At 73.3% G+C, this 24625-nt stretch carries 24 protein-coding genes; 11 read left to right on the top strand and 13 right to left on the bottom strand.

The genetic code is table 11. The features are described 5' to 3' along the window. Nucleotides 1-34: 34 nt before the first annotated feature. The 6 genes from ACFRCG_RS13830 to ACFRCG_RS13805 all read right to left on the bottom strand — a co-directional run bounded on the left by ACFRCG_RS13830 (nt 35) and on the right by ACFRCG_RS13805 (nt 5859). Nucleotides 35-391, bottom strand: coding sequence for an ArsC/Spx/MgsR family protein (locus ACFRCG_RS13830; protein ID WP_380031177.1), 357 nt, complete (start codon nt 389-391; stop codon nt 35-37). Between the two features lie 210 nt (nt 392-601). Beyond that, on the bottom strand, nt 602-3139 hold the full coding sequence (locus tag ACFRCG_RS13825; RefSeq protein WP_380031263.1) for an ABC transporter permease: 2538 nt from the start codon (nt 3137-3139) through the stop codon (nt 602-604). After that, on the bottom strand, nt 3139-3891 hold the full coding sequence (locus tag ACFRCG_RS13820; RefSeq protein ID WP_380031174.1) for an ABC transporter ATP-binding protein: 753 nt from the start codon (nt 3889-3891) through the stop codon (nt 3139-3141). Before ACFRCG_RS13820 ends, ACFRCG_RS13825 begins: the two co-directional genes overlap by 1 nt. Further along, nucleotides 3888-4556 carry an ArsR/SmtB family transcription factor gene (locus tag ACFRCG_RS13815; RefSeq protein ID WP_380031172.1) on the bottom strand — a complete coding sequence of 223 codons (669 nt, stop codon included), beginning with the start codon at nt 4554-4556 and terminating at the stop codon, nt 3888-3890. Before ACFRCG_RS13815 ends, ACFRCG_RS13820 begins: the two co-directional genes overlap by 4 nt. A 108-nt stretch (nt 4557-4664) precedes the next feature. Continuing rightward, nucleotides 4665-5201, bottom strand: a complete 537-nt coding sequence (locus ACFRCG_RS13810) for a DUF1697 domain-containing protein (protein ID WP_380031171.1) — start codon at nt 5199-5201, stop codon at nt 4665-4667. Nucleotides 5202-5292: 91 nt separating this feature from the next. After that, nucleotides 5293-5859 carry a TetR/AcrR family transcriptional regulator gene (locus ACFRCG_RS13805; protein ID WP_380031169.1) on the bottom strand — a complete coding sequence of 189 codons (567 nt, stop codon included), beginning with the start codon at nt 5857-5859 and terminating at the stop codon, nt 5293-5295. Nucleotides 5860-5967: 108 nt separating this feature from the next. Here ACFRCG_RS13805 and ACFRCG_RS13800 point away from each other — a divergent pair, with 108 nt between their 5' ends. The 3 genes from ACFRCG_RS13800 (at nt 5968) to ACFRCG_RS13790 (ending at nt 7894) form a co-directional block, all read left to right on the top strand. Beyond that, complete coding sequence (locus ACFRCG_RS13800; protein ID WP_380031167.1) at nt 5968-6462, top strand: FBP domain-containing protein; 495 nt, start codon at nt 5968-5970, stop codon at nt 6460-6462. 107 nt (nt 6463-6569) lie between these two features. Then, complete coding sequence (locus ACFRCG_RS13795; protein ID WP_380031165.1) at nt 6570-7409, top strand: NAD(P)H-binding protein; 840 nt, start codon at nt 6570-6572, stop codon at nt 7407-7409. Between the two features lie 83 nt (nt 7410-7492). Then, on the top strand, nt 7493-7894 hold the full coding sequence (locus tag ACFRCG_RS13790) for a VOC family protein (protein WP_380031163.1): 402 nt from the start codon (nt 7493-7495) through the stop codon (nt 7892-7894). 12 nt (nt 7895-7906) lie between these two features. Here ACFRCG_RS13790 and ACFRCG_RS13785 read toward each other — a convergent pair whose 3' ends face one another. The 4 genes from ACFRCG_RS13785 to ACFRCG_RS13770 form a co-directional block, all read right to left on the bottom strand. Further along, nucleotides 7907-8707, bottom strand: a complete 801-nt coding sequence (locus ACFRCG_RS13785; protein WP_380031161.1) for a glutamate racemase — start codon at nt 8705-8707, stop codon at nt 7907-7909. A gap of 130 nt (nt 8708-8837) precedes the next feature. Further along, the gene (locus ACFRCG_RS13780; protein ID WP_380031159.1) at nt 8838-9518 is read right to left on the bottom strand and encodes a response regulator; all 681 of its coding nucleotides are present in this window, start codon (nt 9516-9518) and stop codon (nt 8838-8840) included. Continuing rightward, complete coding sequence (locus tag ACFRCG_RS13775) at nt 9515-10744, bottom strand: sensor histidine kinase (RefSeq protein ID WP_380031157.1); 1230 nt, start codon at nt 10742-10744, stop codon at nt 9515-9517. Before ACFRCG_RS13775 ends, ACFRCG_RS13780 begins: the two co-directional genes overlap by 4 nt. A gap of 124 nt (nt 10745-10868) precedes the next feature. After that, complete coding sequence (locus ACFRCG_RS13770; RefSeq protein ID WP_380031155.1) at nt 10869-13082, bottom strand: MMPL family transporter; 2214 nt, start codon at nt 13080-13082, stop codon at nt 10869-10871. 269 nt (nt 13083-13351) lie between these two features. Here ACFRCG_RS13770 and ACFRCG_RS13765 point away from each other — a divergent pair, with 269 nt between their 5' ends. Both ACFRCG_RS13765 and ACFRCG_RS13760 read left to right on the top strand, forming a co-directional pair. Next, the gene (locus ACFRCG_RS13765; RefSeq protein WP_380031153.1) at nt 13352-13957 is read left to right on the top strand and encodes an arylamine N-acetyltransferase; all 606 of its coding nucleotides are present in this window, start codon (nt 13352-13354) and stop codon (nt 13955-13957) included. A 290-nt stretch (nt 13958-14247) separates the two neighbouring features. Next, nucleotides 14248-15405: a hypothetical protein gene (locus ACFRCG_RS13760; protein WP_380031151.1), complete on the top strand. Its 1158-nt coding sequence runs from the start codon at nt 14248-14250 to the stop codon at nt 15403-15405. 52 nt (nt 15406-15457) lie between these two features. Here ACFRCG_RS13760 and ACFRCG_RS13755 read toward each other — a convergent pair whose 3' ends face one another. Next, nucleotides 15458-15835 carry a DUF952 domain-containing protein gene (locus tag ACFRCG_RS13755; protein WP_380031149.1) on the bottom strand — a complete coding sequence of 126 codons (378 nt, stop codon included), beginning with the start codon at nt 15833-15835 and terminating at the stop codon, nt 15458-15460. Between the two features lie 225 nt (nt 15836-16060). Between ACFRCG_RS13755 and ACFRCG_RS13750 the strand changes: the two genes are divergently transcribed. Next, nucleotides 16061-16945 (top strand): class I SAM-dependent methyltransferase, encoded by an 885-nt coding sequence (locus tag ACFRCG_RS13750; RefSeq protein ID WP_380031146.1) that lies wholly within the window; start codon nt 16061-16063, stop codon nt 16943-16945. A 21-nt stretch (nt 16946-16966) separates the two neighbouring features. Here the strand turns inward: ACFRCG_RS13750 and ACFRCG_RS13745 are convergent, their stop codons facing one another. Then, a complete protein-coding gene (locus tag ACFRCG_RS13745; RefSeq protein ID WP_380031262.1) occupies nt 16967-18565 on the bottom strand; it encodes an MFS transporter in 1599 nt (532 codons plus the stop codon). A gap of 235 nt (nt 18566-18800) precedes the next feature. On the opposite strand from ACFRCG_RS13745, the gene ACFRCG_RS13740 reads away from it, so the two are divergent. Next, nucleotides 18801-19742 carry a TetR/AcrR family transcriptional regulator C-terminal domain-containing protein gene (locus ACFRCG_RS13740; RefSeq protein ID WP_380031143.1) on the top strand — a complete coding sequence of 314 codons (942 nt, stop codon included), beginning with the start codon at nt 18801-18803 and terminating at the stop codon, nt 19740-19742. Between the two features lie 34 nt (nt 19743-19776). On the opposite strand, the gene ACFRCG_RS13735 is transcribed toward ACFRCG_RS13740, so the two are convergent. Then, complete coding sequence (locus tag ACFRCG_RS13735) at nt 19777-20205, bottom strand: response regulator (RefSeq protein ID WP_380031141.1); 429 nt, start codon at nt 20203-20205, stop codon at nt 19777-19779. A gap of 254 nt (nt 20206-20459) precedes the next feature. On the opposite strand from ACFRCG_RS13735, the gene ACFRCG_RS13730 reads away from it, so the two are divergent. The 4 genes from ACFRCG_RS13730 (at nt 20460) to ACFRCG_RS13715 (ending at nt 24602) form a co-directional block, all read left to right on the top strand. Beyond that, the gene (locus ACFRCG_RS13730) at nt 20460-21086 is read left to right on the top strand and encodes a class I SAM-dependent methyltransferase (protein ID WP_380031138.1); all 627 of its coding nucleotides are present in this window, start codon (nt 20460-20462) and stop codon (nt 21084-21086) included. 102 nt (nt 21087-21188) lie between these two features. Next, nucleotides 21189-21965, top strand: coding sequence for an SGNH/GDSL hydrolase family protein (locus tag ACFRCG_RS13725; protein WP_380031136.1), 777 nt, complete (start codon nt 21189-21191; stop codon nt 21963-21965). Between the two features lie 112 nt (nt 21966-22077). Continuing rightward, nucleotides 22078-22923, top strand: a complete 846-nt coding sequence (locus ACFRCG_RS13720) for a siderophore-interacting protein (protein WP_380031134.1) — start codon at nt 22078-22080, stop codon at nt 22921-22923. Between the two features lie 218 nt (nt 22924-23141). Further along, entirely contained in the window at nt 23142-24602 is a 1461-nt protein-coding gene (locus tag ACFRCG_RS13715) for a M1 family metallopeptidase (RefSeq protein ID WP_380031131.1), read from the top strand. The last annotated feature ends 23 nt before the right edge of the window (nt 24603-24625 follow it).

Raw genomic sequence — 24625 nt, 5'->3', positions numbered from 1 at the left:
TTGATTTTCCCCTCGCTCCGACGAGCATCCGCCCTCATCCGAGAACCGAGCGCACCGCCTCGGGGCTGCGTCCCACCACCGTGTGACCGTCGTCGGCCGTGATGATCGGCCGCTGGAGCAACACCGGATGCGCCGCCAGCGCCGCGACCCAGCGCCCCCGATCCCCGGCTTCACGCCCCCAGTCGGCGATGCCGAGCCCCGCGGCGACCGCCTCCCCGAGGCGGGTGATGTCCCAGGGCTCCAGCCCCAGGCGCCCGAGCACCGCCTCGATCTCCGCCACGGACGGCGGCTCCTCCAGATACCGCCGCACGGTGTAGGCGGCGCCTTCCGCGTCCAACAGATCCACGGCGGCCCGACACTTCGAACACGCCGGATTGAGCCAAATCTCCACGCCACCGTCTCCCGACCCCACCGACAAGAACCGCCATTCAACCCCACCCCGCTCCCCGACGGCGAACGGCCGGAGCCGCGTTCGAAACCCCGTGGGAATCGGGGACACGGAGGGGCGGGCCCGAGGCGTTCGACCGTTCCGACTCCCCCACCACACAACGCCGGCCGGGCCACCCGAGGCCCGGCCGGCGCTCCCCCGTTCACGCGATGATCAGTCGCGCAACCCCATCGTGTCCGCCGGGTTTTTGCGCAGCGCGACCCTCGCCGGCGCCACCGTCGAGACCAGCGCCAACACCGCCGCCACGACCACCACGGTCGCGTAGGTCAGCGGCGGCGCGTAGGGCGACGCGCTCTTGGTCATGCCCATGCTGTACGCGGTCAGCGTCGCGTAGGCAACCAGCGAACCCAGCCCGGCGGCGAGCAGGACCACCGCTCCGGTCTCCCAGCGCAACATGCGCATCACCTGTCGGCGTGTGGTGCCCACCAGTTGCAGCAGCGCGAACTCGCGCCGCCGGGCCGAGGTGGCCATCACCAGCGTGTTCACCACGGCGATCCCGGTGAACGCGATGATCAGCCCCATCGCGACATAGTTGACCTGGGCCTGGGTGCCGGCCTGGTCCCGCCGGGCCTGTTCGACCTCGCCGCGGTCGAGCACCCGGACCCCGGGGAAGTCGGCCATCGCGCGCCGCAGCGGCTCCCGGGACAACGCGGGTGTCCCGGAGATCAGCACCGCCGCGGCGGCGGGCCGGTCCACGTGCGCCGCCGTCACCGCGTACGGCAGGGTCAGGTCGCCGAAGCCGAGGCCGCGTTCGTAGACCGCGACCACCTTGAGCGTGACCACCACGCCGTCGCCCATGGTGACCTTCAGGTCGTCGCCGACCCCGACCCCCTTGGTCTTGGCGGCCAGGTCGCTCACCGCGACCGTGGTGTCGGTCATCGCCGCCGACGATCCGGACTTCGTCTTCAAGTCGAGCGTGCGCTCCAGGCCCTGCGGCGTGACGCCCTGGGCGGGGAACTTGTCCTGGCCGGCCCGCACCAGCGTGTGCAGCACCTCGGTGACCACCTCGACCCCGGGCACCGCGCGCGCCGCGTCGGCCGCCCGGCCCGGTACACCGGGGCCGGCGGCCAGCGTGTACGACGCCAACGTGCCCGCCTTCGCCTGCTCCTGCGCGGCGTGGCTCGCGGTGGTCTGGGTGAACAGGATGGTCGAGGCCATCGCCACCGCCAGGCTCAACGGGGTGACCACGGCGGCCACCCGCTCGGCCGCGGCCCGGGCGTTGCGCGCGGCCAGGAAGCCGCTCACCGGCGACAGGCGCCCGACCACCGCGCCGAACACCGCGGTCGCCGCGCGGGCCACGATCGGACCGAGCAGCGCGATCGCGACGGCGGCCAGGATCACCGTGAGGAACGTGACGGGGGTGGACTTGGGCTCGGTGTCCAACCCGCTGAGCACCAGCAACAACACGGCGTAGCCCGCCGCCGCGATCAGCCCGCCGATCAGTCGCCCGACGCCCACCCGGGGCCGTTCGATCGCCGCGTCGGCCAGGGCCTCGGTGGGCCGCACCCGCGCCGCGCGCCGGACCGACACGCGGGCCGCGGTCCAGGCCGCGACCAGGGTCAGCAGTGCCGCGCCGATCAGCGGGAACGGGCCGAGCTTCAATTCCAGCGTGTCCGGCATCGCGCCGAACGCCACGAACCGCCCGTGCAGCCAACGGGCCAGGCCGAGTCCGGCGAACGCGCCGAGCGCGCCCGCGAGCAGGCCGACCACCAGCGCCTCGCGGCCCACCATGCGCCGGATCTGCCGGGGCGTCGCCCCGATCGCGCGCAGCAGCGCGATCTCGCGCCGGCGCTGCTGGATGGACAGCGCGAACGTACCCACCACGACCAGGACGGCCACCAGGAGCGAGGTGCCGCCGAGCGCGCCGCCGAGGCTGATCAGGGTGACCCGGGCCTTGGCCGCCGCCGGGAACTCGGCGGGGCCACGATCGGTACCGGTCCGTACCTGCGCGCCGGTCCCCGCGAGGGCCGTCTTCGCGGCCTTGCGCACGGTGCCCGGGTCCGCGCCGGGGGCGGGGAACAGGCCCACCGCCGCGACCTGTCCGGGGTGTCCGGCCAGCCGCCGGGCGTCCTCGGCGCCGAAGAACACGGTGGCCTGCCGGGCCAGCGCGTCCCGACCGGGCGGCGTCGCGACGCCCACCACACGGTAGGCGCCGGGGGCCGGTCCGGCCTGCACGGTGACCGTGCCGCCGACCTCGACCCGGGCCCGCCGGGCCAGGTCCGCGTCCAGCACGACCTCGCCGACCGCAGCCGGAGCGCGTCCCGCGCGCAACCCGAACGGGGTCAGCCGCGCCGACTCCCACGCGTGCCCCCACGCGTTGTCGTCGGTGTCCAGGGCCCGGCCGCCGGCGGTGAGCACGTGGGCGGAGAAGGTCAGTTCGGGCACCACCTCCACGCCGGGGATCGTGCGCAGCCGGTCCACGGCGGCGGCGTCCAGCCAGGCGTGCTCGGTCAGCGGCTTGGACTTGACCTTCGTCTTGCCCTTCTTGTGCTTGGTCCAGTGCAGGTTCTGGTCGGCGGTGATCACGGTGTCGGTGCCGGCGTAGCGTTCGACGCGGATGTCGCCGCGCAGGCCGGTTTCCAGGAGCGCGCCGCACGCGGTGACCAGGGCGGCGGCGCAGATCAGCGCGACGAACGCGCCGACGAAGCCGCCTTTTCGGGCGCGCAGCGTACGCAGGGCGAGGAAGAGCATCAGGCGGCCCACGCGCCCAGATGGGTCATCCGGTCCGCGATCCGCTCGGCGCTCGCCCCGGCGAGCCGGTCGGTGATCCGGCCGTCGGCGAGGAACAGCACGTCGTCGGCGTAGGAGGCGGCGACCGGGTCGTGGGTGACCATCACCACGGTCTGCCCCATCGTGTCCACCGTGTCGCGGAGCAGGACCAGCACCTCCTTGGCGGTGACCGTGTCCAGCGCGCCGGTGGGTTCGTCGGCGAAGACCACCTCGGGCCGGGTGACCAGCGCACGGGCGATCGCGACGCGCTGCTGCTGGCCGCCGGACAACTCGGCCGGGCGGTGTTCGGTACGCCCGGTCAGGCCCACCCGCCGGACGATCTCGGCGAGCCACTCGCGGTCCGCCTTGCGGCCGGCCAGGCGCAGCGGCAGCGTGATGTTCTCCAGCACGGTCAGCGAGGGCATCAGGTTGAACGCCTGGAAGACGAAGCCGACGCGCTCGCGGCGCAGTTCGGTCAGGCCGGTCTCGTTCAGCCCGGACAGGTCGGTCTCGCCGAGCCGCACGGTGCCGCTGGTCGGCCGGTCCAGACCGGCCGCACATTGCAGGAACGTGCTCTTCCCGGAGCCGGAGGGGCCCATGACCGCGGTGAAGCCGCCGCGGGGGATGCCGACGGTGACGTCGCTCAGCGCGGTGACGGCGGCGGTGCCCTTGCCGTGCACGCGTCCGACTCCGATCAGGGACACGGCTTCGGGTATCTGCTCGTGGGAACTCATGGTGCGGCGTCGCCCTTGTCTCGGATGTCGGGAGTGGTGGTGGTGCGCGCCGTCTCGGGCTCGCCGGTCCCGGGTGTGTCCGTCCCGGGCAGGTTCGTCCCCGCCCCGGTCGGGGACCGGTACGTGAAGAACCGGGTCTGCACCGCCCGCGCCCCCTCGGGCAGCGGGCCGGTGCGCTTGTATCGGTTCAGCAGGGCGATGTACTCCTCGAAGAACTCGCCCAGTTCGGCCTGGGTGACGTGGATCGTGCCGCGCGAATACGGCATGTCCATCTCCTCCTCGGCCTCGGGTGCGGTGCTCGCGTCGAGGAAGTCCCGGAGGTCGGCCGCGAAGACCAGGCGGGTCATCTCGTCGACCACCGGGCGGACCTCGGCGCTCTGTTCGCCGCGCGGCGGGAACCGCAGGTCCCGACGCACGGCGCGCCACCACCGCTCCCGGCCGTGCGCCTCGGGGTCGTCGAAGTCCTCCACGAAGCCGTGTCGGGCCAGTTCCCGGAGGTGGTAGCTGGTCGCGCCGGTGTTCAGGTCCAGCGAGCGGGCCAGCGTCGCGGAGGTGGCCGGACCGTCCACCTCCAGATGTCGCATGATCCGTTGCCGCCGGGGATGGGCGAGTGCCTTCAGCGCTTCGAGTTCGGTGACCTCGCGGCGTTCCGGCGTCTGTCCCATGAGTGCACATTAATCTGTGCACATAAAATTGTGCAATGTTTTCGGGCGGCTCCGCGTCATCCGGACGACACCGCGTTTTCCGGCTGCCCCGGCACCGGGGCAGTCGGCTCAGGTCGCCGGTTCCAGCAGCGCGAGCAGTTTGATCACCGTGTTCCAGTTGCGCACGGTCGCCCCGTCGCCGAGCCGACGGGACAGGATCGGGGTCAGCCGCGCCTTGCCGAGGCCGTCCGGGAAGTACATGTACAACTCGCGCCCGCCGGCGCTGAACTCCTCCGGCGCGTAGTCGGCCGGATCGACCCCGGCCAGCACCGCCGGGTCGAACGGCGCGCGCAGGAACGCCACCGCGAGCTTCGCCGGATCGCGCACCTCCAGCGGATTGGCCGCCACCACCGCCCGCCACTGCGCGTCGCTGCGCACCATCACGTCCACCGCGAACCCGAACTCGGCGGCCAGTCCCGCCTCGATCGTCGCCACGATGTCGTCGGTCGGCCGCTCGACGGCCGCGAAGACCGCGTTCCCGCTCTGCAGCAGCGTGCGCACCTCGGTGAAGCCGAGTCCGGTCAGCACCCGGCGCAGGTCCGCCATCGGCACCCTGCGGTGTCCGCCCACGTTGATCCCGCGCAACAGCGCCACGTACCTCGTCACCACACGCCTCCCTCGAACCCGGTGCCGCCCGACCGGCGACCCGCCGCCGGGCACCATGATCGAACCGCGCGCCGGCCGCTCGGGCAAGCACTCAGTCGGGCCACCGCTCCAGCGCGGCGTGCAGCGCCTGTACGGCCCGCTCGAAGGACTCCCCCGGCGGGCGCACGTGGCCGAACCCGCCGTTGGCCTCCAGGACCGCGAAACCGTGGAACGTGCTGCGCAACAGCCGCCCCGCGTCCGTCAGATCCGGTTCCTCCAGACCGTAGGCGCGCAACATCGCGTAGGTGTAGTCGACGTTGCGCCGGTGGCCGTCGGAGCACGCGAGCAGGGCCGGATCGATCCGCGCCTGGGTGGCCGCGTAGCGACCGGGATGCTCCAGCGCGAAGTCGCGGTACGCCCGGGCGAACGCCGTCAGCGCGTCCCGGCCGGCCCGGCCCGCCACCGCCGCCCCGATGCGATCGGCCAACTCGGCGGCGGCCAGCAGGGCGATCCCCACCCGCAACTCCTGAAGGTTGCGCACATGGGAGTACAGGCTCGCGTCCTTCACCCCGAAGCCGCGCGCCAGCGCGGTCAGGGTGATGTTCTCGAAGCCGACCTCGTCGGCCAGATCCGCGGCCGCCCTGGTCACCCGTTCCGCGGTCAGTCCCTTGCGCGCCAACCCGCCCCCTCCGTCGAGGCGCCGATCATCGCACCCCGGTGTTTTTCTCACTTCCTAGACCCTCTAGGTTGTTGCCTAGACTACACAGGCACTGTTAGTTTCCGCCGCATGAACCCACTGACCGAGCAGGACATCCGCACGTCGTTCGTCAACTGTTCCAAGGGCGAGGCGCAACGCCTGCCGATACCCCGTGACCTGGCCGAACGCCCATGGGCCGAGCTGGACTTCCTGGGCTGGGGCGATCCGGGCGCACCGGATCGCACCTACCTGGTGACCGAACACGCCGGCGACCTCGTCGGCGTCACCCTGCGCTTCCCCGCCCAGCGTCGCGGCTACCTGCACCGCAGCATGTGCTCGTTGTGTCTGACCACACACCCGGGCAGCGGCGTCTCGCTGATGACCGCTCGCCGCACCGGCCGCGCGGGCCGCGACGGCAACTCGGTCGGCGTGTACATGTGCACCGACCTGGCCTGCTCGCTCTACGTCCGAGGCCTGAAGAAGCCGGCCCCCGGCGGCCGGTTCGAGGAATCGCTGACCGTGCCCGAGCAGATCGAGCGCACCAAGGGCAACCTGTCCGCGTTCTTGGCCAAGGTCTTGGAATAAGCCGCGCCGCACCCCGGCTTGACCTCTCGTCCGCGTCGGTCGCGTGAGCGGCCGACGGCGGAGGGCGGCACCTCCCCCTCCGCCCGACGGCACGAAAGGACCGATGGATGATTCTGGTAACGGGGGCGACCGGCAACGTCGGCCGCCATGTGGTGGCCGAACTGCTCGCCGCGGGAGCCGAGGTGCGGGCGCTGGTCCGGCGTCCCGAAACCGCCGACCTGCCCCCCGGCGTCGAGGTGGTCGCCGGCGATCTGGCCGATCCGGCCGGCCTCACCGCGGCGCTGACCGGGGTCGAATCGGTGTTCCTGGTCTGGCCCTTCCTCACCGCCGAGGGCGCACCAAAGGTGCTGGCGGCGGTCACCGAGCACACCGACCGGGTCGTCTACCTCTCCTCGTCGCGGGTGCGCGACGCGCTCGCCGGGCACGACGACCCGATCGGCGCACTGCACGCCGATCTGGAGCGCACGATCACCCGATCCGGTGCGACGTGGACCTTCCTGCGCGCCGAGACGATCGCGAGCAACACGCTCGGCTGGGCGGGGCAGATCCGCGAGACGGGCGTCGTGCACGGGCCCGACCTGCCCGCCAAGCCGGTGGTGCACCCGGGGGACATCGCCGCGGTGGCGGTCCGGGTGCTGACCGAGGACGGCCACGCCGGCGCCGGCTACGTACTGACCGGCCCGGACGTGCTCGCGCGGGCCGACCAGGTGGCCCTGATCGGCGCGGCGATCGGCCGTCCGCTGCGGTTCGAGCCGGTCCCGCCGGCCGTCGCCCGGGCCCGAATGCTCGCCGACGGTCGCCCGCCCGCGCTGGTGGACGCGCTGCTGGCGGGCGCCGACGCCCCGCCGCGGCCGGCCGTGCCCACCACCACGGTGCGGGACCTCACCGGCACGCCTGCGCGCGGCTTCCGGGACTGGGCGAAGGAACACGCCGCCGACTTCGCCTGAGACCGCCGGGCGCCCGCCCCCGCCCCGTCGCGGGCGCCCGTCCGCCCCCGGCCGGCGCGCGGGCGCCCGCTAGCCTCACCGCCATGATCGACATCGACACGCACGTCCGTATCGCCCGCCCCTCCCTCGACCTCGCCGCCGCCGAGCGGTTCTACGTCGAAGGGTTGGGCCTGAGCGTCCTGTGGCGCACCACCGAGCAGGTCCCCGGCGAGCACGACCTGGTGATGGTCGGACTGCCCGGGGGCCACTGGCACTTCGAACTCACCCGGGACCCGGGAAACCCGCTGCCGCCGACACCGACCGTCGACGACCTGTTCGTGCTCTACCTGGGCGGCCCGATCGACCCCGATCTGGTGGACCGGCTGATCGCGACGGGCGGCACCCGCACCGCCGCGCACAACCCCTACTGGGACAGGTTCGGCGTCACCGTCACCGACCCGGACGGCTACCCGCTGGTGCTGTGCACCCGCACCTGGAACGCCTGAGCGGCGCCCGGCTCAGGCCGACCCGGCGCCGATCCCGGTGGACGCCTCCAGCGGGCGGCGACCGGCGAGGGCACGGCCGAGCGGGTACGCCAGCGCGTTCGGCGGGAGCGCGCCGGGGCGCCCGCTGAGCAGCACCTCGATGCCGCCCGGCGTCGCCCCGGCGTCCTCGCTCAGCCCGAGCCGGCGCAACGTCTGCCGCGCCACCGCCTCGGCGCTGTCGTACAGCACCACCTCGGCGGGCAGCGCGGCGGCGATCCGCTCGGCGACCAGCGGATAGTGCGTGCAGCCCAGGACCACGCCCGCGCAGCGGGCGGGCGTGCGGCGCGCCGCGGCGGCGAGCGCCACCTCGATGGCCGGCTCGTCGGCCCGGTCGATCGCCTCGGCCAGGCCCGGGCAGGCGATCCGGACGACGGTGTGTCCGGCGGCGAACTCCTCGATCAGCCGGGCCTGATAGGCACTCGCGGTGGTCGCCGCGGTGGCCCAGACCGCGAACGGCGCGCCGGCCGCGGCGGCCGGCTTGATCGCGGGCACCGTGCCCACCACCGGCAGGGCGGGTTCGTGTCGGGCGCGCAGCGTGTCGAGCGCGGTGACGGTGGCCGTGTTGCACGGCACCACCATGCCGTCGACACCGCCCGCGACGGCCAGTTCACCGGCGGCCAGCACCCGTTCGGTGATCACCGCCTCGCTCCGGTCGCCCCAGGGCATGTGATCGGGGTCCATGCACAACAACAGGTCCAGGTCGGGCCGCAACCGCCGCAACCAGCCGGCTGTCGGCAGCAACCCCGTCCCCGAATCGATCAACGCCACACGCATGCGCTCCAACCTAGCCTCCCGCGCCCGCCCGCGCCCACGAGGGGCACATCCGTGGGCGTGGTGTGCGCCGCCGTCCGGCAAGGCCCCGCGGGCGTAGCGACGCGCACCTGGGACACGACGCCGACCGTCCTCACAGGCCGGGGGGTTCGGGGCGCACCAGGCCGCTCTGGTAGGCGATGACGACGAGTTGGGCGCGGTCGCGCGCGCCGAGTTTGGTCATGGCGCGTTGGATGTGGGTGCGAACGGTCAGCACGCTCAGCACCAGCTCCGCGGCGATCCGGTCGTTGGACTTGCCGTGCGCCGCCAGGACGGTGACCTCTTGTTCGCGCGGTGTCAGGTCGGCGAGGCGTTCGACCGGGGCCAGCGGCGGTCCGGAGGCGGGGGTGGTCAGGAAGCGGGTGATCAGCGCCTGGGTGGCGCCCGGGGACAGTAGCGCCTCGCCCCCGGCGACGGTTCGGATGCCGTCGAGGAGCGCGTCCGTGGTGACGTATTTGCCGAGGAAACCGCTGGCCCCGACCCGTAGTGCCCGGGCGACGTATTCCTCGGTCTCGAACATGGTCAGGATCAGCACGCGCGTGCCGGCGAGGTCGGGGTCCTCGCAGATCGCGGCGGTGGCGGCGAGGCCGTCGGTGCCGGGCATGCGGATGTCCATCAGGACGACGTCGGGCCGGTGCGCGCGGGCCGCCGCCACCGCCTGCCCGCCGTCGGCGGCCTCGCCGACCACCTCCATGTCGGCGCAGGAGTCGATCAGAAGTCGGAAGGTGCCGCGCAGCAGGGCCTGGTCGTCGGCGAGCAGGACACGGATGGTCAACGGGGTTCCTCGTGTCGTCGTCCGGCCGGGGCGTCCGCCGGGGTGCGGGGCTGGAACGGGAGGGCGGCCGCGACTTCGAAGCCGCCCTCGGGTCGGGGGCCGGCGCGCAGGTCGCCGCCGACGGAGTGGGCGCGTTCGCGCATCCCCATCAGTCCGTATCCGCCGCCGGGCACCGGCGGCACGGGCCCGCCGTCGGTGGTGCCGTCGTTGGTGACGGTGATGAACAGGCGCGCGTCGTCGTAGCGGAGCCGGACCCGGGCCGCGTGGTCCGACGCGTGTTTCGTGGCGTTGGTCAGGGCCTCCTGGATGATCCGGTAGGCGGTCAGGTCCACGCCCGGGGACAGCGGTCGGGCCTGTCCTTCGGTGTCGACGGCGACCGTCAGACCGGCCGACGCGCAGGCCGCGACCAGCGTCGGCAGGCGGTCCAGGCCCGGCGCGGGCTCCAGCGGGTCGGCGTCCGGATCGGCGGTGCGGCGCAACACGCCGACCGTGGCGCGCAGTTCCAGGAGCGCGGCGGTGGTGGTGCCGACCAGGTCGGTCAGGATCCGCCGGGTCTGCTCGGGGTGCGTGTCGGCGAGGTGGGCGGCGGTACCGGCCTGGGCGTGCGCGACGGCCATGTGGTGGGCGACGGCGTCGTGCAGTTCGCGGGCGATGCGCATCCGTTCCTCGGCGACGCGAAGCCGGGCCTCCTCCTCGCGGGTGCGCTCGGCATGCGCGGCGCGGGCCTGCACCGACTCGACGTAGGCGCGCCGCAACCGGCTCCAACTGCCCAGGGACACCGGCAGCAGCAGCCACAGGACCGTGCCCACGGTCCGCAGGGTGAAGTCGTCGCCGATCGGCGCGCCGGCCAGCGAGGTGGCCAGGAGCACGGTCATGGTCGCCGAGCCGTAGCCGCCGACGGTCCGCGAATCCGTGAGCGCGGCGAGCCAGTACAGGGCGGTCATCACGGGGGCCAGCAGCAGGGGGCTGGGCAGGTAGCCCAGCGCGGTCAGCACGGCGGCCGCGGCGGCGGTGACCACGAGGGCGGCCCGTGGCCGGCTGCGGGAGCCCACCACGGCGACTCCGGACAGGAGCAGGATCCAGGCGGGCCACAGGGCGTGCGGCGGCGCGGACTCGGATGTACTGATCCGGGCCCCGAAGACCGTGCACACGCAGGACGCCACCGCCGTCAGCACGTCCGCGACCCGGGCGTGGCGTTGCGCGTACCGTTCGAGGTTGCCGGTCATCGTGCTCTCCGTGAGGGGGCGTGCCGAGGTCCATCGTCGCCGATGACGGCGTGGGTGGGCGCCGCGGACCGCCCGAGACGGCGTGCTCGGGCGGTCCCGCGGGCGAAATCCGCGGCCGGAGGCGTCACACGCGCGTCTGGACCGGGCCGTCCGGATCCGGGTGCGGGTGGTGCGGGCGCGTGTGGTCGAGTGCCGCGCCCTCCACGTCGACGCGGGGCAGGACCCGACCCAGCCACGTCGGCAACCACCAGGCCCGGTCGCCGAGCAGGGCCAACACCGCGGGCACGATGGCCATCCGGACCACGAAGGCGTCGAAGAGCACCGCGGCGGCCAGAGCGAACCCGAGCATCTTGATCAGCGACCCGTCCTCCCCGATGAATCCGGAGAAGACCGCGACCATGATCAGCGCGGCGGCGGTCACCACCCGGGAGCTGTGCCGGAACCCGGACACGACGGCTTGGTGGGCGCCCTCCCCGTGGGTGTACGCCTCCCGCATCCGCGAGACCAGGAACACCTCGTAGTCCATGGCCAGCCCGAAGACGATGCCCATCATGAAGATCGGCATCAGGCTCATGATCGGCCCGGTCTGCTCCACTCCGAACAGGTCCGCGGCGTGTCCCTTCTGGAAGACCAGCACCAGTACACCCAGCGCCGCCAGCACCGACAGCACGAAGCCCAGCGCCGCCTTGACCGGCACCAGCACCGACCGGAAGACCACGAGCAGCAGGACCACCGCCAGTCCGCCCACCACCGCGAGGTACGGGGCCAGCGCGGACTGCACCTTGGCCGCGACGTCGATGTTCAGCGCGGTCGTACCGGTGACCTCGAACGTCGCCGACGCCTGTCGCTCCACGGCCGGACGGTTGCGGCGGATCGTCTCCACCAGGTCCTTGGTCTTCTCGTCCGTGGGGCTGGTCGACGGGGTGGCCCGGAAGACCGCCGTGTCGCCGGCCTCGTTGAAGCGGGCCGGCGCGACCGACACGATGCCCTCGGTACGGGCGATCCGGTCGCCGACGGCGCGCACCGCGGCCTGCGGGTCGGGCGCTCCCTTCGCGTCCACGACGATGGTCAGCGGGCCGTTGAAGCCCGGGCCGAAGCCCTCGGCGAGCGCGTCGTAGGCACGCCGCTCGGTGGTGGCGGTGGACTTGGCCTCGTCGCCCGGCATGCCCAGGCGCAGCGACGCCATCGGCACGGCGAGCGCGATCAGGCCCACCACGCCGAGCACCAGCACCGCCACGGGACGGCGCAGCACGAAACGCGCCCAGCGGGTGCCGAGGTTGTCCCTCCCGGCGGCCGGGCCGCCGCGCGCGCGGCCCTTGCGCACCCGGCGGGCGAGCACCGCGTTCGGCCAAAAGCCGAGCAGCGCGGGCACGACGGTCAACGCGACCAGCACGGCGACCGCGACGGCTCCGGCGGCGGCCAGGCCCATCTTCGTCAGCGTCGGAATCCCGACCACCGACAGGCCGGCCAGCGCGATGATCACGGTGACCCCGGCGAACACGACCGCCGATCCGGCGGTACCCACCGCCACCCCGGCCGCCTCGTGCGGCGCCCGCCCGCGCCCGCGCTCCTCCCGATAGCGCGAGACCACGAACAGGGCGTAGTCGATGCCCACCGCCAGGCCCAGCATCATCCCGAGGGTGAGCGTGTCCGAGGACAGGCCCAGAGGGCCCGCGAGGAGCAGGATCGCGAACAGGCTCACGGCGACCCCGACGATCGCGGTCAGCAGCGGCAGGCCCGCGGCGGCCAACGACCCGAAGGTGAACAGCAGTACGATCGCCGCCGCCGAGAGGCCGACCAGCTCCGCGCTCCCGCCCGGTCCGCCGCCGGCGTCCATCGCCGATCCGCCGGTCTCCACCGTCAGGCCCGCCGAACGCGCCCGGTCCGCCGCCTTGTTCACCGCCGCACGGGCGGCGTCGGTGACGTCGTTGGACTCCACCTTGTAGGTGACGGTCGCGTACGCGGTCGCACCGTCCTTGCTCACCGCCTTCGACGCGAACGGGTCCGCGACGCCGGCCACCTGCGGGCCTTCGCCCAGCGCCGTCACCGCCTGTTCGACGGCCTTGCGCAGGTCGCCCTCGGTCACCGTGCGTCCGCTCGGGGCGACGAAGACGATCCTGGCGGTGGCGCCGTCCGCGGCGGTTCCGGGAAAACGCTCCTCCATCAGATCGAACGCCTTTTGCGACTCGATCCCCGGCATCGAGAACTCCTCGTCCGAGGGCCCCGACGCCTGCGCGGCGCCCACCGCGACCACGACCAGCACCCCCAGCCACACCAAGAGCACCCGACCGCGCCGCCGAAAGGCCGCGAGGCCGAGCCGATACAGAAAAGTCGCCACGTCAGGGTCTCCCTATCCACGAGCGATGACCCTTCGAGCCTCGTTCGGGAAGACCCCTCCCGTCGTCATGCCGCTACGGACACCACGACCTACCGAAACCGCACGACGGCCTACCGAGATCGCAGTAGTGGCCCAGGTCGGCGGCCCTTCAGCCGACCCGGCGGGCAGCGTGTACGAGCCGATCCGCCCGGGCCGATCGAGGCGGCGAAGTCGCGTACCAACGACGACTTTCCGGTCCCGGGAACGCCCCACACGAAGACCGGTCGCACTTGCGCGGCACGTCGGGCGGTGCCGCGGGGGTGATCGTGTGTGCGGCCGACGACCTTCCGGCAACGCGAACCGCGTCGACGGCTACCCGGCCCTGCTCGGCGTCCCTCGCCCGGCGACCCCCGGATCCGCAGGCACCGGCCGAGTCGCAGTGGCGGCACCTGTCGACCGTCCCGTTCGAGAACCCGGACATCCACCTGGGTCGCCCGCTCTCGCTCGACGAGGACACGCTGCCCGCGAAGATCCCGGATCGGCGGCGCGGCGGCCTGTGTTACGAACTCTGCGGTGCGTTCGCCGTGTTGCCGCGCGAACTCGGCTACCGCGTGACCCTGTTGTCCGCGTACACCTTCGACGGCTCGGGGCACGTGGGGATCGCGTTCGACCCCCTGGCGCTGCGCGTCGACCTGGGGCATCCATGGCTGGTCGACGCCGGTTTCGGGCGCTTCTCCGACCGCACCCTGATCCGGACCACCGGCATTGACCGCCACGAGGAGCCACTCGTCGACGGCGCCGCCCTCCCGGCCGCCTACCGCGAGCATTTCGGGATCACCCTGGACCGGGTCCCGACCCGACCGGCGAACCCGCCGATTCCCGCCGACACCCCCTGACCGCCGATCGGCCGCGCGCTCCCCGGGGCACGCGGCCGACCCGTCACTGTGATCGGCGCCACAGGAAATCCGGGGGGCTCACCCGTTAGATCGCCTCCCGCTCGACGCGTCTAGTCACCAGTGGGTTCGGCCGCCGCGCCCACGCGCCGAGCCAACCCGCCGGTCTCCCCGACCCCGAGCCCCCGTTCGCCCGATTTCCTTCGCGCTCCTCCACCGTCGGGGCGCCGACGGTGAGGTCAGTCATGCCCGAAACGAGCTACGAACCGGTTGTTCATCCGGCCGTCCGAGCGATGTCCGCGGGCATTTCCGCGCCGGCCGCGCCCCGCCGACCGCGCCTGTCCGCGCCCGCCCGCCGGGTGCTGCTCCTCGTGGCGTGCGTCGCACTGGCCGCGTACACCGGGATCCGGGCGCCGAGCGCGTGGACCGCGACATTGCAGTCGATCTCGCTCCAGGACGGCTTCCACCGGCGGTTCGTGGTCGGCACGGTGCTGCATCCGGTCGCGGAGGCGACGGACTACCCGTACGCGCTGTTCGCCGGCACGTCGTTCGTGATCCTGGCCGCGCTGCTCGCGGTCGTGGTGGTCGCGGCGACGCGCACCCGGCTGCCGGCCCGGCGGGCCCTGGTGGCCGGTTGGCTGGTGCTGCCCACCGGCGGCTACCTCTTCCACGAGGTCGGCTACTTCGAACAGCTGCTGTTCCTGGCCCTGTTCGGCGCGTGGTGGCTGCTCGCCCGGGGTCGTGTGATCGCCGCCGCGCTGGTGATGGCGGTCGCGGTGTACGTGCACGAGATCGCGATGCTGACCGTGATCCCGCTGTTCACCCTGCTGGTGGTGGACCGGCTGCCGATCCGCCGGGCGGCGGCCGTACTGCTGCCCGCGGTGCTCGTCGGCGGCACCGTGCTCCTCGTCTCGCCGGCCGACGGCGGGGCGGCGCCCGGTCTGCGGGCTCGGCTGCGCGAGGGCGGATTCCCGGCCCGGGCCGACGTGTTCGAGATATTCGGCCGGACGCAGGCGGAGAGTCTGCGGATGTACGAGCCGTTCGAGGTGTTGTGGTTCCTGGTCCCGCTCGCGGTGCTCCTGGCCGCGGCGCTGGCCCTGGCGTTCGCCGGGGGCACCGTGGTGGGGCCGCGCCGACTGCTGGCGATCGCGGCGGCCGGCGCACCGCTGGTGGCCGCGTTCGCCGGATGGGACACCCACCGCTGGGCGTTCCTGCTCCTGGCCAACACGGCCGTGGTGGCGTGGTGGTGGCTGGGGCAGGAGCCGCCCGACGCGACCCCGTCCCGGGTGCGCTCACGCCACCGGGTAATGGTGGCCGCGGCACTGCTGTGCGTACACGTACCGCTGGCCTACTTCGACAACTTCACCCCCCGCGAACTCACCGGCCCGGGAATCCGCGCCTTCGTCGACGACACGATCTCCGGCGACCTGCTGCGCACGCCGACCCGATGACGGCGCCCCGGCCCCGCGGTCCCCGCGCGTCCAGGCACGGGCCGCCCGGCGGTCAGTTCCCGTAGGTGTCGAGTGCCGCGAGGACCGCCTCGGCCACGTGGTCGCCGTCGGGGGTCGCCGGCAGGTCCAGGGGAGCGGTCCAGAGCGCCGCGGCCGGGTCCACCACGCCGTACACGTGCGGGAACAGCGCGCCGCCGCGCGAGGGTTCCCAGCGCAGCGCCGCACCCAGAACGGCCGGGTCCAGTGCCACCAGGACCAGTTCGTCACGGCCGGCGAAGTGCCGCCGGGCGGTCTCGGCCACCTGCGCGCCGGTGGACAGGTGCACGTAACCGTCCACCAGGTCGATCCCGGACCCCGCGAACCGGCCGGCCCGCACCGCCTCGGCCCACTCGTCGGCGCCGACCAGTTTGTAGACGATCTCCTCGCTCATGCCCCGACCCTAACGCCGCGCCCCCGGGCGGCGGCCGGTCACCCGACACCGGCCCGCCGGCGCCCGCGGCGCGGGTCACCGATCCGGTGTGCCGCCGGGAACGCTCGCCGATCGTGGATTACCGCGGCCCTTCGCCGACGTTGTGTCCCTCACACGCAGCACTCGGCAGACGACGGACCCGGCCAACCGCGGCGACGGTTGCCCAGAACTCGGGAGACGCACCTGATGACCACCGACCCCCGCACCGACCCCCCGGGGCGGGACGCGGGCCCGCTCCTCGAACGCGAGGCCGAGCTGCACGCCCCCTTCCTGGAGGAGGCCGCCGCACGGCTGCGCGATCTGGCGCTGTACGGCGACCGCACGCTGACCCGGGTGGACCGGATCCTCGATCTGGGCGGCGGCCCCGGGGTCGCGTCCTGCCTGCTGGCCCGCTACTTCCCCAACGCCGACGTGGTCGCCGTCGCGCCGAACCCCGCCCTGCTGGCCCGCGCCGGCGCCCGCGCACACCGGGAGGGCCTGGGCCACCGGGTACACACCCACCACGTCGAGTTGCCCGCCGACCTGGACACCCTGGGCAGCGCCGACCTGATCTGGGCGGGCGACGTGGTCCACCACCTCGGCGACCAGCAGGCCGCGCTGGACGCCCTGGCCCGGGTGCTGCGTCCCGGCGGGATGATCGCGATCGCCGAGCGCGGCCTGTCCACCCGCTTCCTGCCCCGCGACATCGGCATCGGCCGCCCCGGCCTCCAGGCCCGGCTCGACGCCGCCCACGAGGACTGGTTCGCCGAGTTGCGGGCGAGCCTGCCCGGCACCCGGGCGGCGGTCGAGGACCGGCCGGCCATGCTGGCCCGCGCGGGCCTGGTCCCGACCGGCACCCACTCGTTCCTGATCGACCTGCCCTCACCGCTGGACGCCCTGCCGCGCGAGCACCTGCACGCCGAACTCACGCACCGCCGCGCCCTGTTGGCCGACCGCCTGGACGCGCAGGACCTGGCCACTCTCGACGCCCTGCTCGATCCCGACACGGACACCGGCATCCTGTGGCGCCCGGACGCCTTCTACCTCGCCGCGACCACGATCCACACCGCCCGCGCCTGCCCGCGCCGCTGAGCCGACGACCGCGCGCCGGGGTCAGCGGGCGTCGACCGGCACGTCGACCGCGGGCGTGTCCGCGACCGGTGCCCCGACGAGCGCCGAAGTCCCCTCCCCCGCCCCGGCGTCGGCCACCGGCACCCCGCGCAGGAACCGCACGCAGTAGCCCGCCCCGATCGCCATGACCACCGCCGCGCCGACCGCCGCGGCGTTCATCCCGTCGCAGAACGCGTCCCGGGCCGTGTCCAGCAGGGTCCGCCCCGCGTCCCCCGACAACCGGGCCGCGGTCGCCTGCGCCCCGCCCAGCGTCTCCCGCGCCGGCCCCGCGGGACCGGTGTCGGCCATCGCCCGGTGGTAGACCGCGTCGCCGATCGTGCCGAGCAGCGCCATGCCGAGCGCGCCGCCGAGTTCGCTGCCCGACTCCAACACGGCGGAGGCGGAGGCGGCCCGGTCGGCCGGCGCGACGCCCATCGCCATCTCGGTCACCTGCGTCATCACCGCGACCACGCCGGCCGCGTACACCGCCGCGCCGCCGAGCAGCAGTGCGAGCGAGGATTCGGGCCGAGCGGTCGCCAGCACCGCGAACCCGCCGATGGCCACCGTGAATCCGCCGCTCATCACCCAGGCCCGATCGAACCGCCGGGCCAGCACGGTGGCCACGGGCGTGGCCACCGCGACCGCCAGCGACGGCACCAGGCTCCACAGCGCGGCGCGCAGCGGGCTCATCCCGAGCACCGATTGGAGGTATTGCGTGGTGAAGATGGCGAATCCGACGATCGCGAACATCGACATCACATTGGCGAACACCGCCCCGCCGAAGGCCCGCATCCGCAACAGTTCCAGGTCCAACAGCGGATGCTCGGCGGTGAGTTGGCGCCGTACGAAGAGCGCGCCGATGATCAGCCCGAAACCGATGCTCGCGATCGGCCACGTCTGAGCCCCGGACCGGGCGATCTCCTTGATCCCGTACACCACCGGCAGCAGCGTGCCCAGCGAGAGCACCGCGCCGATCAGGTCGAACGACCCGTGTGCGACGCCGCGATGACGCGGGACGAAGACCGGGACCAGGATCAGCAGGATCGCCATCGCCGGCACGTTGATCAGGAAGATCGAACCCCACCAGAAGTGTTCGACGAGCACGCCGGACAGGATCGGCCCGAGCGAGATGCCGCCGGTCATCACCGCGGTCCAGATCGCGATCGCCGTCCCGCGCTGCCTGGGATCGACGAACATGGTGCGGATCAGCGCCAGCGTGGACGGCATCAGCGCCGCCCCGCCCACCCCGAGCAGGGCCCGTGCGGCGATCAGCGTCTGCGCGTCGTGCGCGTACGCCGCGAGCAGCGACGCCCCGGCGAACAGCCCCGCCCCCACCAGGAGCAGCCGCCGCCGACCGATCCGGTCGCCGAGCGCGCCCATCACGATCAGCAGGCCGGAGAGCACGAACCCGTACATGTCCAGGATCCACAACTGCTGCGTGCCGGTGGGCTCCAGCGCCCGGCCGATGAACGGCACCGCGAAGTAGAGCACCGACACGTCCATGCTCACCAGCAGCAGCGGCACCAGCAGGACGGCCAGCCCGATCCACTCCCGCCGCCCCGCCGATGGCGCCGCCCCCGGCTTTCCGGTCGTCTCGTCGATCGCCACTGGAATCTCCCCCGTTGTTCGCACTGTCGCGCCGCACTACATCCGTACGGCGTACGCTCCGTCGCGTACAGAGTAAACACACCGTACGCCGTGCAGCAACAGCCCGGTATTCAGCGGAAATAAAGGCTTCGCCAAGTAGTGCACCGAAACTAGTGCACCGGTTCGGCGGCAAGGGTGCCCTATAGTGCACTGACCAGGACAGGGAGTACCGACAGCCCGAGAGGCCCCGATGCCCCGCGACGCCACGCCCTCGATCCGGATCGCCGACGAGCTGCGTCGGCGGATCGAGACGGGCGAGTTGCGTCCCGGCGATCGGGTGCCCTCCACCCGGGCGATCACCGCGGAGTGGGGCGTGGCCATGGCCACCGCCACCAAGGCGCTGACCGTGCTGCGCGAGGCCGGACTGGTCCGGGCGGTGCGCGGGGTCGGCACCGTGGTCGCCGACCACTCCGACGCGCCGCGCGCCCGGGTCCGGGCGATCACCGTCCCGCCCACACACCCGCCACGCACCGACGCCGAACTCACCCGGGAGCGGGTGGTCGCGGCCGCGATCGCCATCGCCGACGAACGCGGCCTGGCGGCGGTGTCGATGCGGCAGATCGCCGCCGAGGTGGGGGTGGCTCCGATGAGCCTGTACCGGCACGTGCCCGGCAAGGAGGACCTGCTCACCGCGATGGCCGACACCGTGTTCGCCGGGGCGCCGCTCCCCGCCGGGGAGCGCGTCGGCTGGCGGGCCCGCCTGGAGACCTCGTGCCGGACGCAGTGGGCGATGTACCGCCGCCACCCGTGGCTGGCCCAGGTCATGTCGATGACGCGCCCGCTGCCGACGGTGCGCGGCATGCGGCATGTGGAGTGGGCGATGGCCGAGTTCGAGGGACTGCCGACGGGCGTGATGATCCACATCGCGGTGACGATGCTCAACTACGTACGCGGCACCGCGGTCAATCTCGCCGGCGAATCAGAGGCCGAACGCGCCACGGGCGTGTCCAGCGAGGAATGGATGCAGGCCCAGGACGAGACCCTGGACCTGATCCTGGCCGGCGGCGACTTCCCGCTGTACTCCGCCGCGTTGACCGACCCCGACCTGGAACTGAGCCTCGAAACGTTGTTCACCTTCGGGCTGGACCGCCTCCTGGACGGCATCGCCTGCCTGATCCCCGCGAGCGGGTGAGCGCGCCGCGCCGCGACGGCGGGCGCGCCCGCGCTCACCCACGCGGCAGCGTCACCAGGCTCAGGAAGAACTCGTCGATCCCGCGCACCGTCTCCAGGAACGACTCCAACTCGACCGGCTTGGTCACGAACGCGTTCGCGTGCAGGTCGTAGCTGCGCCGCACGTCGTCCGGCGCGGCCGAGGTGGACAGCACCACCACCGGGATCGTCCGCCACCGCTCGTCGGCCTTCATCGCCGACAACACCTCGCGACCGTCCATCCGCGGCATGTTCAGATCCAGGATCACCAGATCCGGCCGCGCATGCGCCCGCAGCCACTCCAGCGCCTCCATGCCGTCCGCGACCCGACACAGGGTGTGCCCTCGCTCCCGGTCCAGCAACGCCTCCTCGATCATCAACGCGTCGCCCGGATCGTCCTCCACCAGCAACACCGTCAGCGTTCGTGTCATCGCGGTCTGGCTCATTCGCACCACCTTCGGATCACGGCCACGGCCGACCCTCGACCGGACCGACACCCATCCATCGAACTCGGCGCGCACGCACCACCGACCCGCCTCCGAAGGCTAACGCCTCCGGTCCACCGATACGGAGAGCACACCGGCACCGCCCGTCCCGGTCCTTGACGCATATCACGCGATGGCCCATCGTGGGGCGTCGGTCACACTCGGCAACGGGGCGGATGCGCGAATCGGTGCTCGGCGAACCAGGGGGAACCGCCATGCGGATGAACACGGTCGAGAAGATGGTCGTGGCCAGTCCACTGCGCCGGGGCCCGCAGATCTGGTACGAGACACCCCTGCTGCTGCGCCTGGGCGGCCGGCTCGACCCGGGCGCGCACGCGCTGGAGATCGGCTGCGGCACCGGCCGGGGCATCGAGCTGATCCTGAACCGCTTCGGCGCCGCGAGGGTGGACGGCATCGACGTCGACCCCGACTCGCTCGCCCGGGCCCGGCGGCGCTGGCACGGCAACAGCCGGGTCGCCATCGTCCAGGGTTCGGCCACCGACCTGCGCACCGCGGTCGACGCGGCGGACGCGAGCTACGACGCGGTCTTCGACTTCGCGATCGTGCACCACATCCCGGACTGGCGCGCGTGCCTGGCCGAGGTGGGCCGGGTGTTGCGCCCGGGCGGCCGGTTCTACTTCTCCGAGATGACCGCCCGCGCACTGGCCCGCCCCACCCTGGCCCTGCTGTTCGACCACCCCACCGAGGACCGCTTCGCCGCCCGCGACTTCCTCACCGAACTCCCCCGACACGGCCTCGACGTCATCGGCAGCAAGTCCCTCCTCGGCGACTACTTCTTCGGGGTGGCCCAACGCCGGGAGCCACAGGGCCGACCGGCCTGACCGGCCCGGCCCGACACCGCCAAACCCCGGCGTGCACACATCACGCAACAGGCGAAGCGGGCGGCACACCGAATCCGACCCGACCGCTAGGCTCGTCAGGCGATGCTCAACACACACCCCACCTTCGAAACCTTCGTCGCGGTAGGCGACTCCTTCACCGAAGGTATGTCCGACCCGGACGCCCACGGCAACTACCGCGGCTGGGCCGACCTCCTCGCGGACCGGCTCGCCGTCGACACACCCACGCTGCGCTACGCGAACCTGGCCGTGCGCGGAAAGCTGATCCGGCAGATCGCGGACGAGCAGGTCGACACCGCCGTCGCGCTCGACGGCGCGCTGATCAGCCTCGCCGGCGGCCTCAACGACGTGCTGCGCCCGCGCTGCGACGTCGGCGCGGTCTGCGCGGTGTTCGAGCAGGCCGCGGCCAAGCTCGCCGCCGGCGGTGGACACCTGGTGCTGTTCCGCAGCACCGACCCCACCCGCCGACTGCGCTCCTCCGCCCGGCTGATGCCCCGGATCGAACGCCTGGTGGAGTTCGTGGACACCGTCGGCGCCCGCCACGACGCCACCGTGGTCGACCTGTTCACCGCGCGCGTCTTCGACGATCCCCGGATGTGGGCGGACGACCGGCTGCACCTGTCCACCGAGGGGCACCGCCGGGTCGCCGAGGCCACCGCGCGGGCGCTCGGCCTGCCCGGCGACGACGACTGGCGCGCACCGCTGCCCGCAGCCGCGCCGCGCACGTGGGGCGACCGCAGGCGCGCCGACGCGCGCTGGGCCCGAACCCACCTCGGCCCCTGGCTGGCCCGCCGCGCCACCGGCCGCTCCTCCGGCGACGGCCGCGCACCCAAGCGCGCCGAACTCACCCCATGGCGATAGCGCGACCCGGCGGGAATCTTTCCGGCCCCGGGCGACCGACGGCACGCATGTCAGGTTAGGGTTACCTAACAAACACGCGCCGAGTCGCACAGTGCAGGCGAGGAGAACCCCCATGGCGGACAGCCCGGTACGCAAGCCCCGCAAGCTGATCGAACTCGAGGTGCGCAGCACCGAACAGGTCGGCCCGCACCTCATCCGGATCGTCGCCGGCGGCGACGGCCACCGGAACTTCACCGACAACGGCTACACCGACGCCTACGTCAAGGTGCTCTTCCCGCTGCCCGGGGTGACCTACCCGGAGCCGTTCGACATGGAGGTCATCCGGGCCGAACTCCCGCGCGAGGACTGGCCTCGCACCCGCACGTACACGGTGCGCGCGAACAACCCGGCGACCGGCGAGCTGACCATCGAGTTCGTGCACCACGGCGACGAGGGCCTGGCCGGCCCCTGGGCGGCGCGCGCCAAGCCCGGCGACACGCTGCGCCTGCTCGGTCCCGGCGGCGCCTACGCGCCCGACCCCGAGGCGGACTGGCACCTGTTCGTCGGCGACGAGAGCGCCTATCCGGCGATCGCCGCGTCGATGGAGCGGCTGCCCGCCGCCGCCCGGGCGATCGCCCTCCTGGAGGTGGGTACCGCGGCCGAGGCGCCCACCGGCATCCTGCCCGCGACCCACCCCGACCTGGACCTCGACCTCACCTGGATCACCCGCGACGCCGGCCCCGGCCTGCTCGACGCGCTGCGCGCGCTGGAGTTCCCGACCGGCCGGGTGCACGCGTTCGTGCACGGCGAGGCCGGTGTGGTCAAGGAACTGCGCCGACACCTGGTCGACGAGCGCGGCGTCGACCGCGCCGACATCTCCTTCTCCGGCTACTGGCGCAAGGGCCGCGACGAGGACGGCTTCCAGGCGGACAAGGCCGCCGAAAAGGCCGCCGAACGCGCCACCGAACAGCGCGCCTGAGCCCGTCCCGCCCCTCGGCGGTCCGGCCCCGTCCCGGACCGCCGCCGCGCCCCGACCACACCCGAATCGAACTCCCGGGCCGACGACGGCCGCACGGCGCCGCGGCCGACCCGGGCCGGCCGCGGGCGCACGCCGCTCGGGCGAAGTGCCGGGCCGGCCGGGTGAAACCGCGCGTGGGGCACTACCGCGGGCGATCGGGCCGGCACAGGGTGGTGCCCATGAGACGTCCACCACACACCGTCACATCCCTGCTCGCCCTCGCGACCGCCCTCACCCTCACCGCGACCGTCGCCCCCGTGGCCCACGCCGACGACGCCCGGCCCACCCCGGGCGCGCCCGGCATCGGCGATCCGCTGTTCCCGCTCAGCGGCAACGGCGGCTACCGCGCCGACCACTACACGCTCGCCTTCGACTGGCAGGCGCCCGGCGCCGCGTTCCCGGCCGTCACCACCATCGAGGCCACCGCCACCCAGGCACTGTCCCGGTTCGACCTCGACTTCGCGGGCAACACCCTCGGCCGGGTCACCGTCGACGGCCGCCCGGCCGAAACCCGCCGCGACGGGGACGAGTTGGTGATCACCCCGGCCCGCCCGCTGCGCAAGGGCCGCTCGTTCACCGTCCGGGTCGAGTACACCGCCGACCCCACCCAGCAGCGCCACCGCGACGACGCCATCGAGACGTTCGGCTGGATCCCCACCCCCGACGGCACGGTGATCTACCCGCAGCCCGACGGCGCCAAGATGATCTTCCCGAGCAACGACCACCCGAGCCTGCGCACCCGCACCACGGTCGAGATCACCGCGGCCGACGACCTCACCGCGCTCTCCAACGGCACCCTCGTCCACAAGCGCCCGGCCGCCCCCGGCCGCACCCGCTGGACCTACGACAGCCGGCAACCGGTGGCCGGCCAGCTCTTCCAACTCGCCGTCGGCAAGTACACCCTGATCGACGGCGAGGCCGCCGACGGCACCCGGCTGCGCGACGCGATCCCGCCGGACCTGGTCGACCGGGTCGAGCAGTACCGCTCGCTGACCCCGCGACACCTGGCCTGGGTGGCGGACAAGCTCGGCCCGTACCCGTTCGACAGCTACGGCCTGCTCGTCGCGCACACCGACCTCGGCGTCGCGCTGGAGACCCAGGGGTTGTCCCTGCTCCCCAAGGGCGACCTGCTCGGCGACAAGATCAACGCCGAACGCAACATGGTGCACGAGCTGGTACACCAGTGGACCGGCGACAGCGTGGCCATCGAACGCTGGTCCGACCTGTGGCTGAGCGAGGGTCACGCCCGCTACTACGAGCGCGTCTACAGCGAGGAGAACGGCGGCGCCAACCTGGAGGCGCTGATGCGCGAGGCGTACCGGCAACACGACATCTGGCGCCGCGACACCGGCGCGCCGGCCGAGCCCACCGAGCCGAACCTGTTCAAGCGCATGCGCTACGACGGGTCGGCGCTGGTCTTCTACGCGCTGCGCGCCGAGGTCGGCGCGGACACCTTCGCCCGGATCGAACGAGCCTGGACCACCCGCTTCCGGGGCCACGCCGCAAGCACCGCCGACTACGTGCAACTCGCCTCCCAGGTCGCCCGGCGCGACCTGGCACCATTCCTGACCCCGTGGCTGTACGGCGCCAAGACCCCGCCGATGCCGGGCCACCCGGACTGGACCGTCGACCCGGCCTGACCGCGCGCTCCCGACATCCCGGG

Source organism: Embleya sp. NPDC056575 (assembly GCF_042793325.1).
GTDB lineage: Bacteria > Actinomycetota > Actinomycetes > Streptomycetales > Streptomycetaceae > Embleya.
Note: the sequence above shows the minus strand (reverse complement) of the source record. Positions and strands in the feature narration are given on the sequence as shown.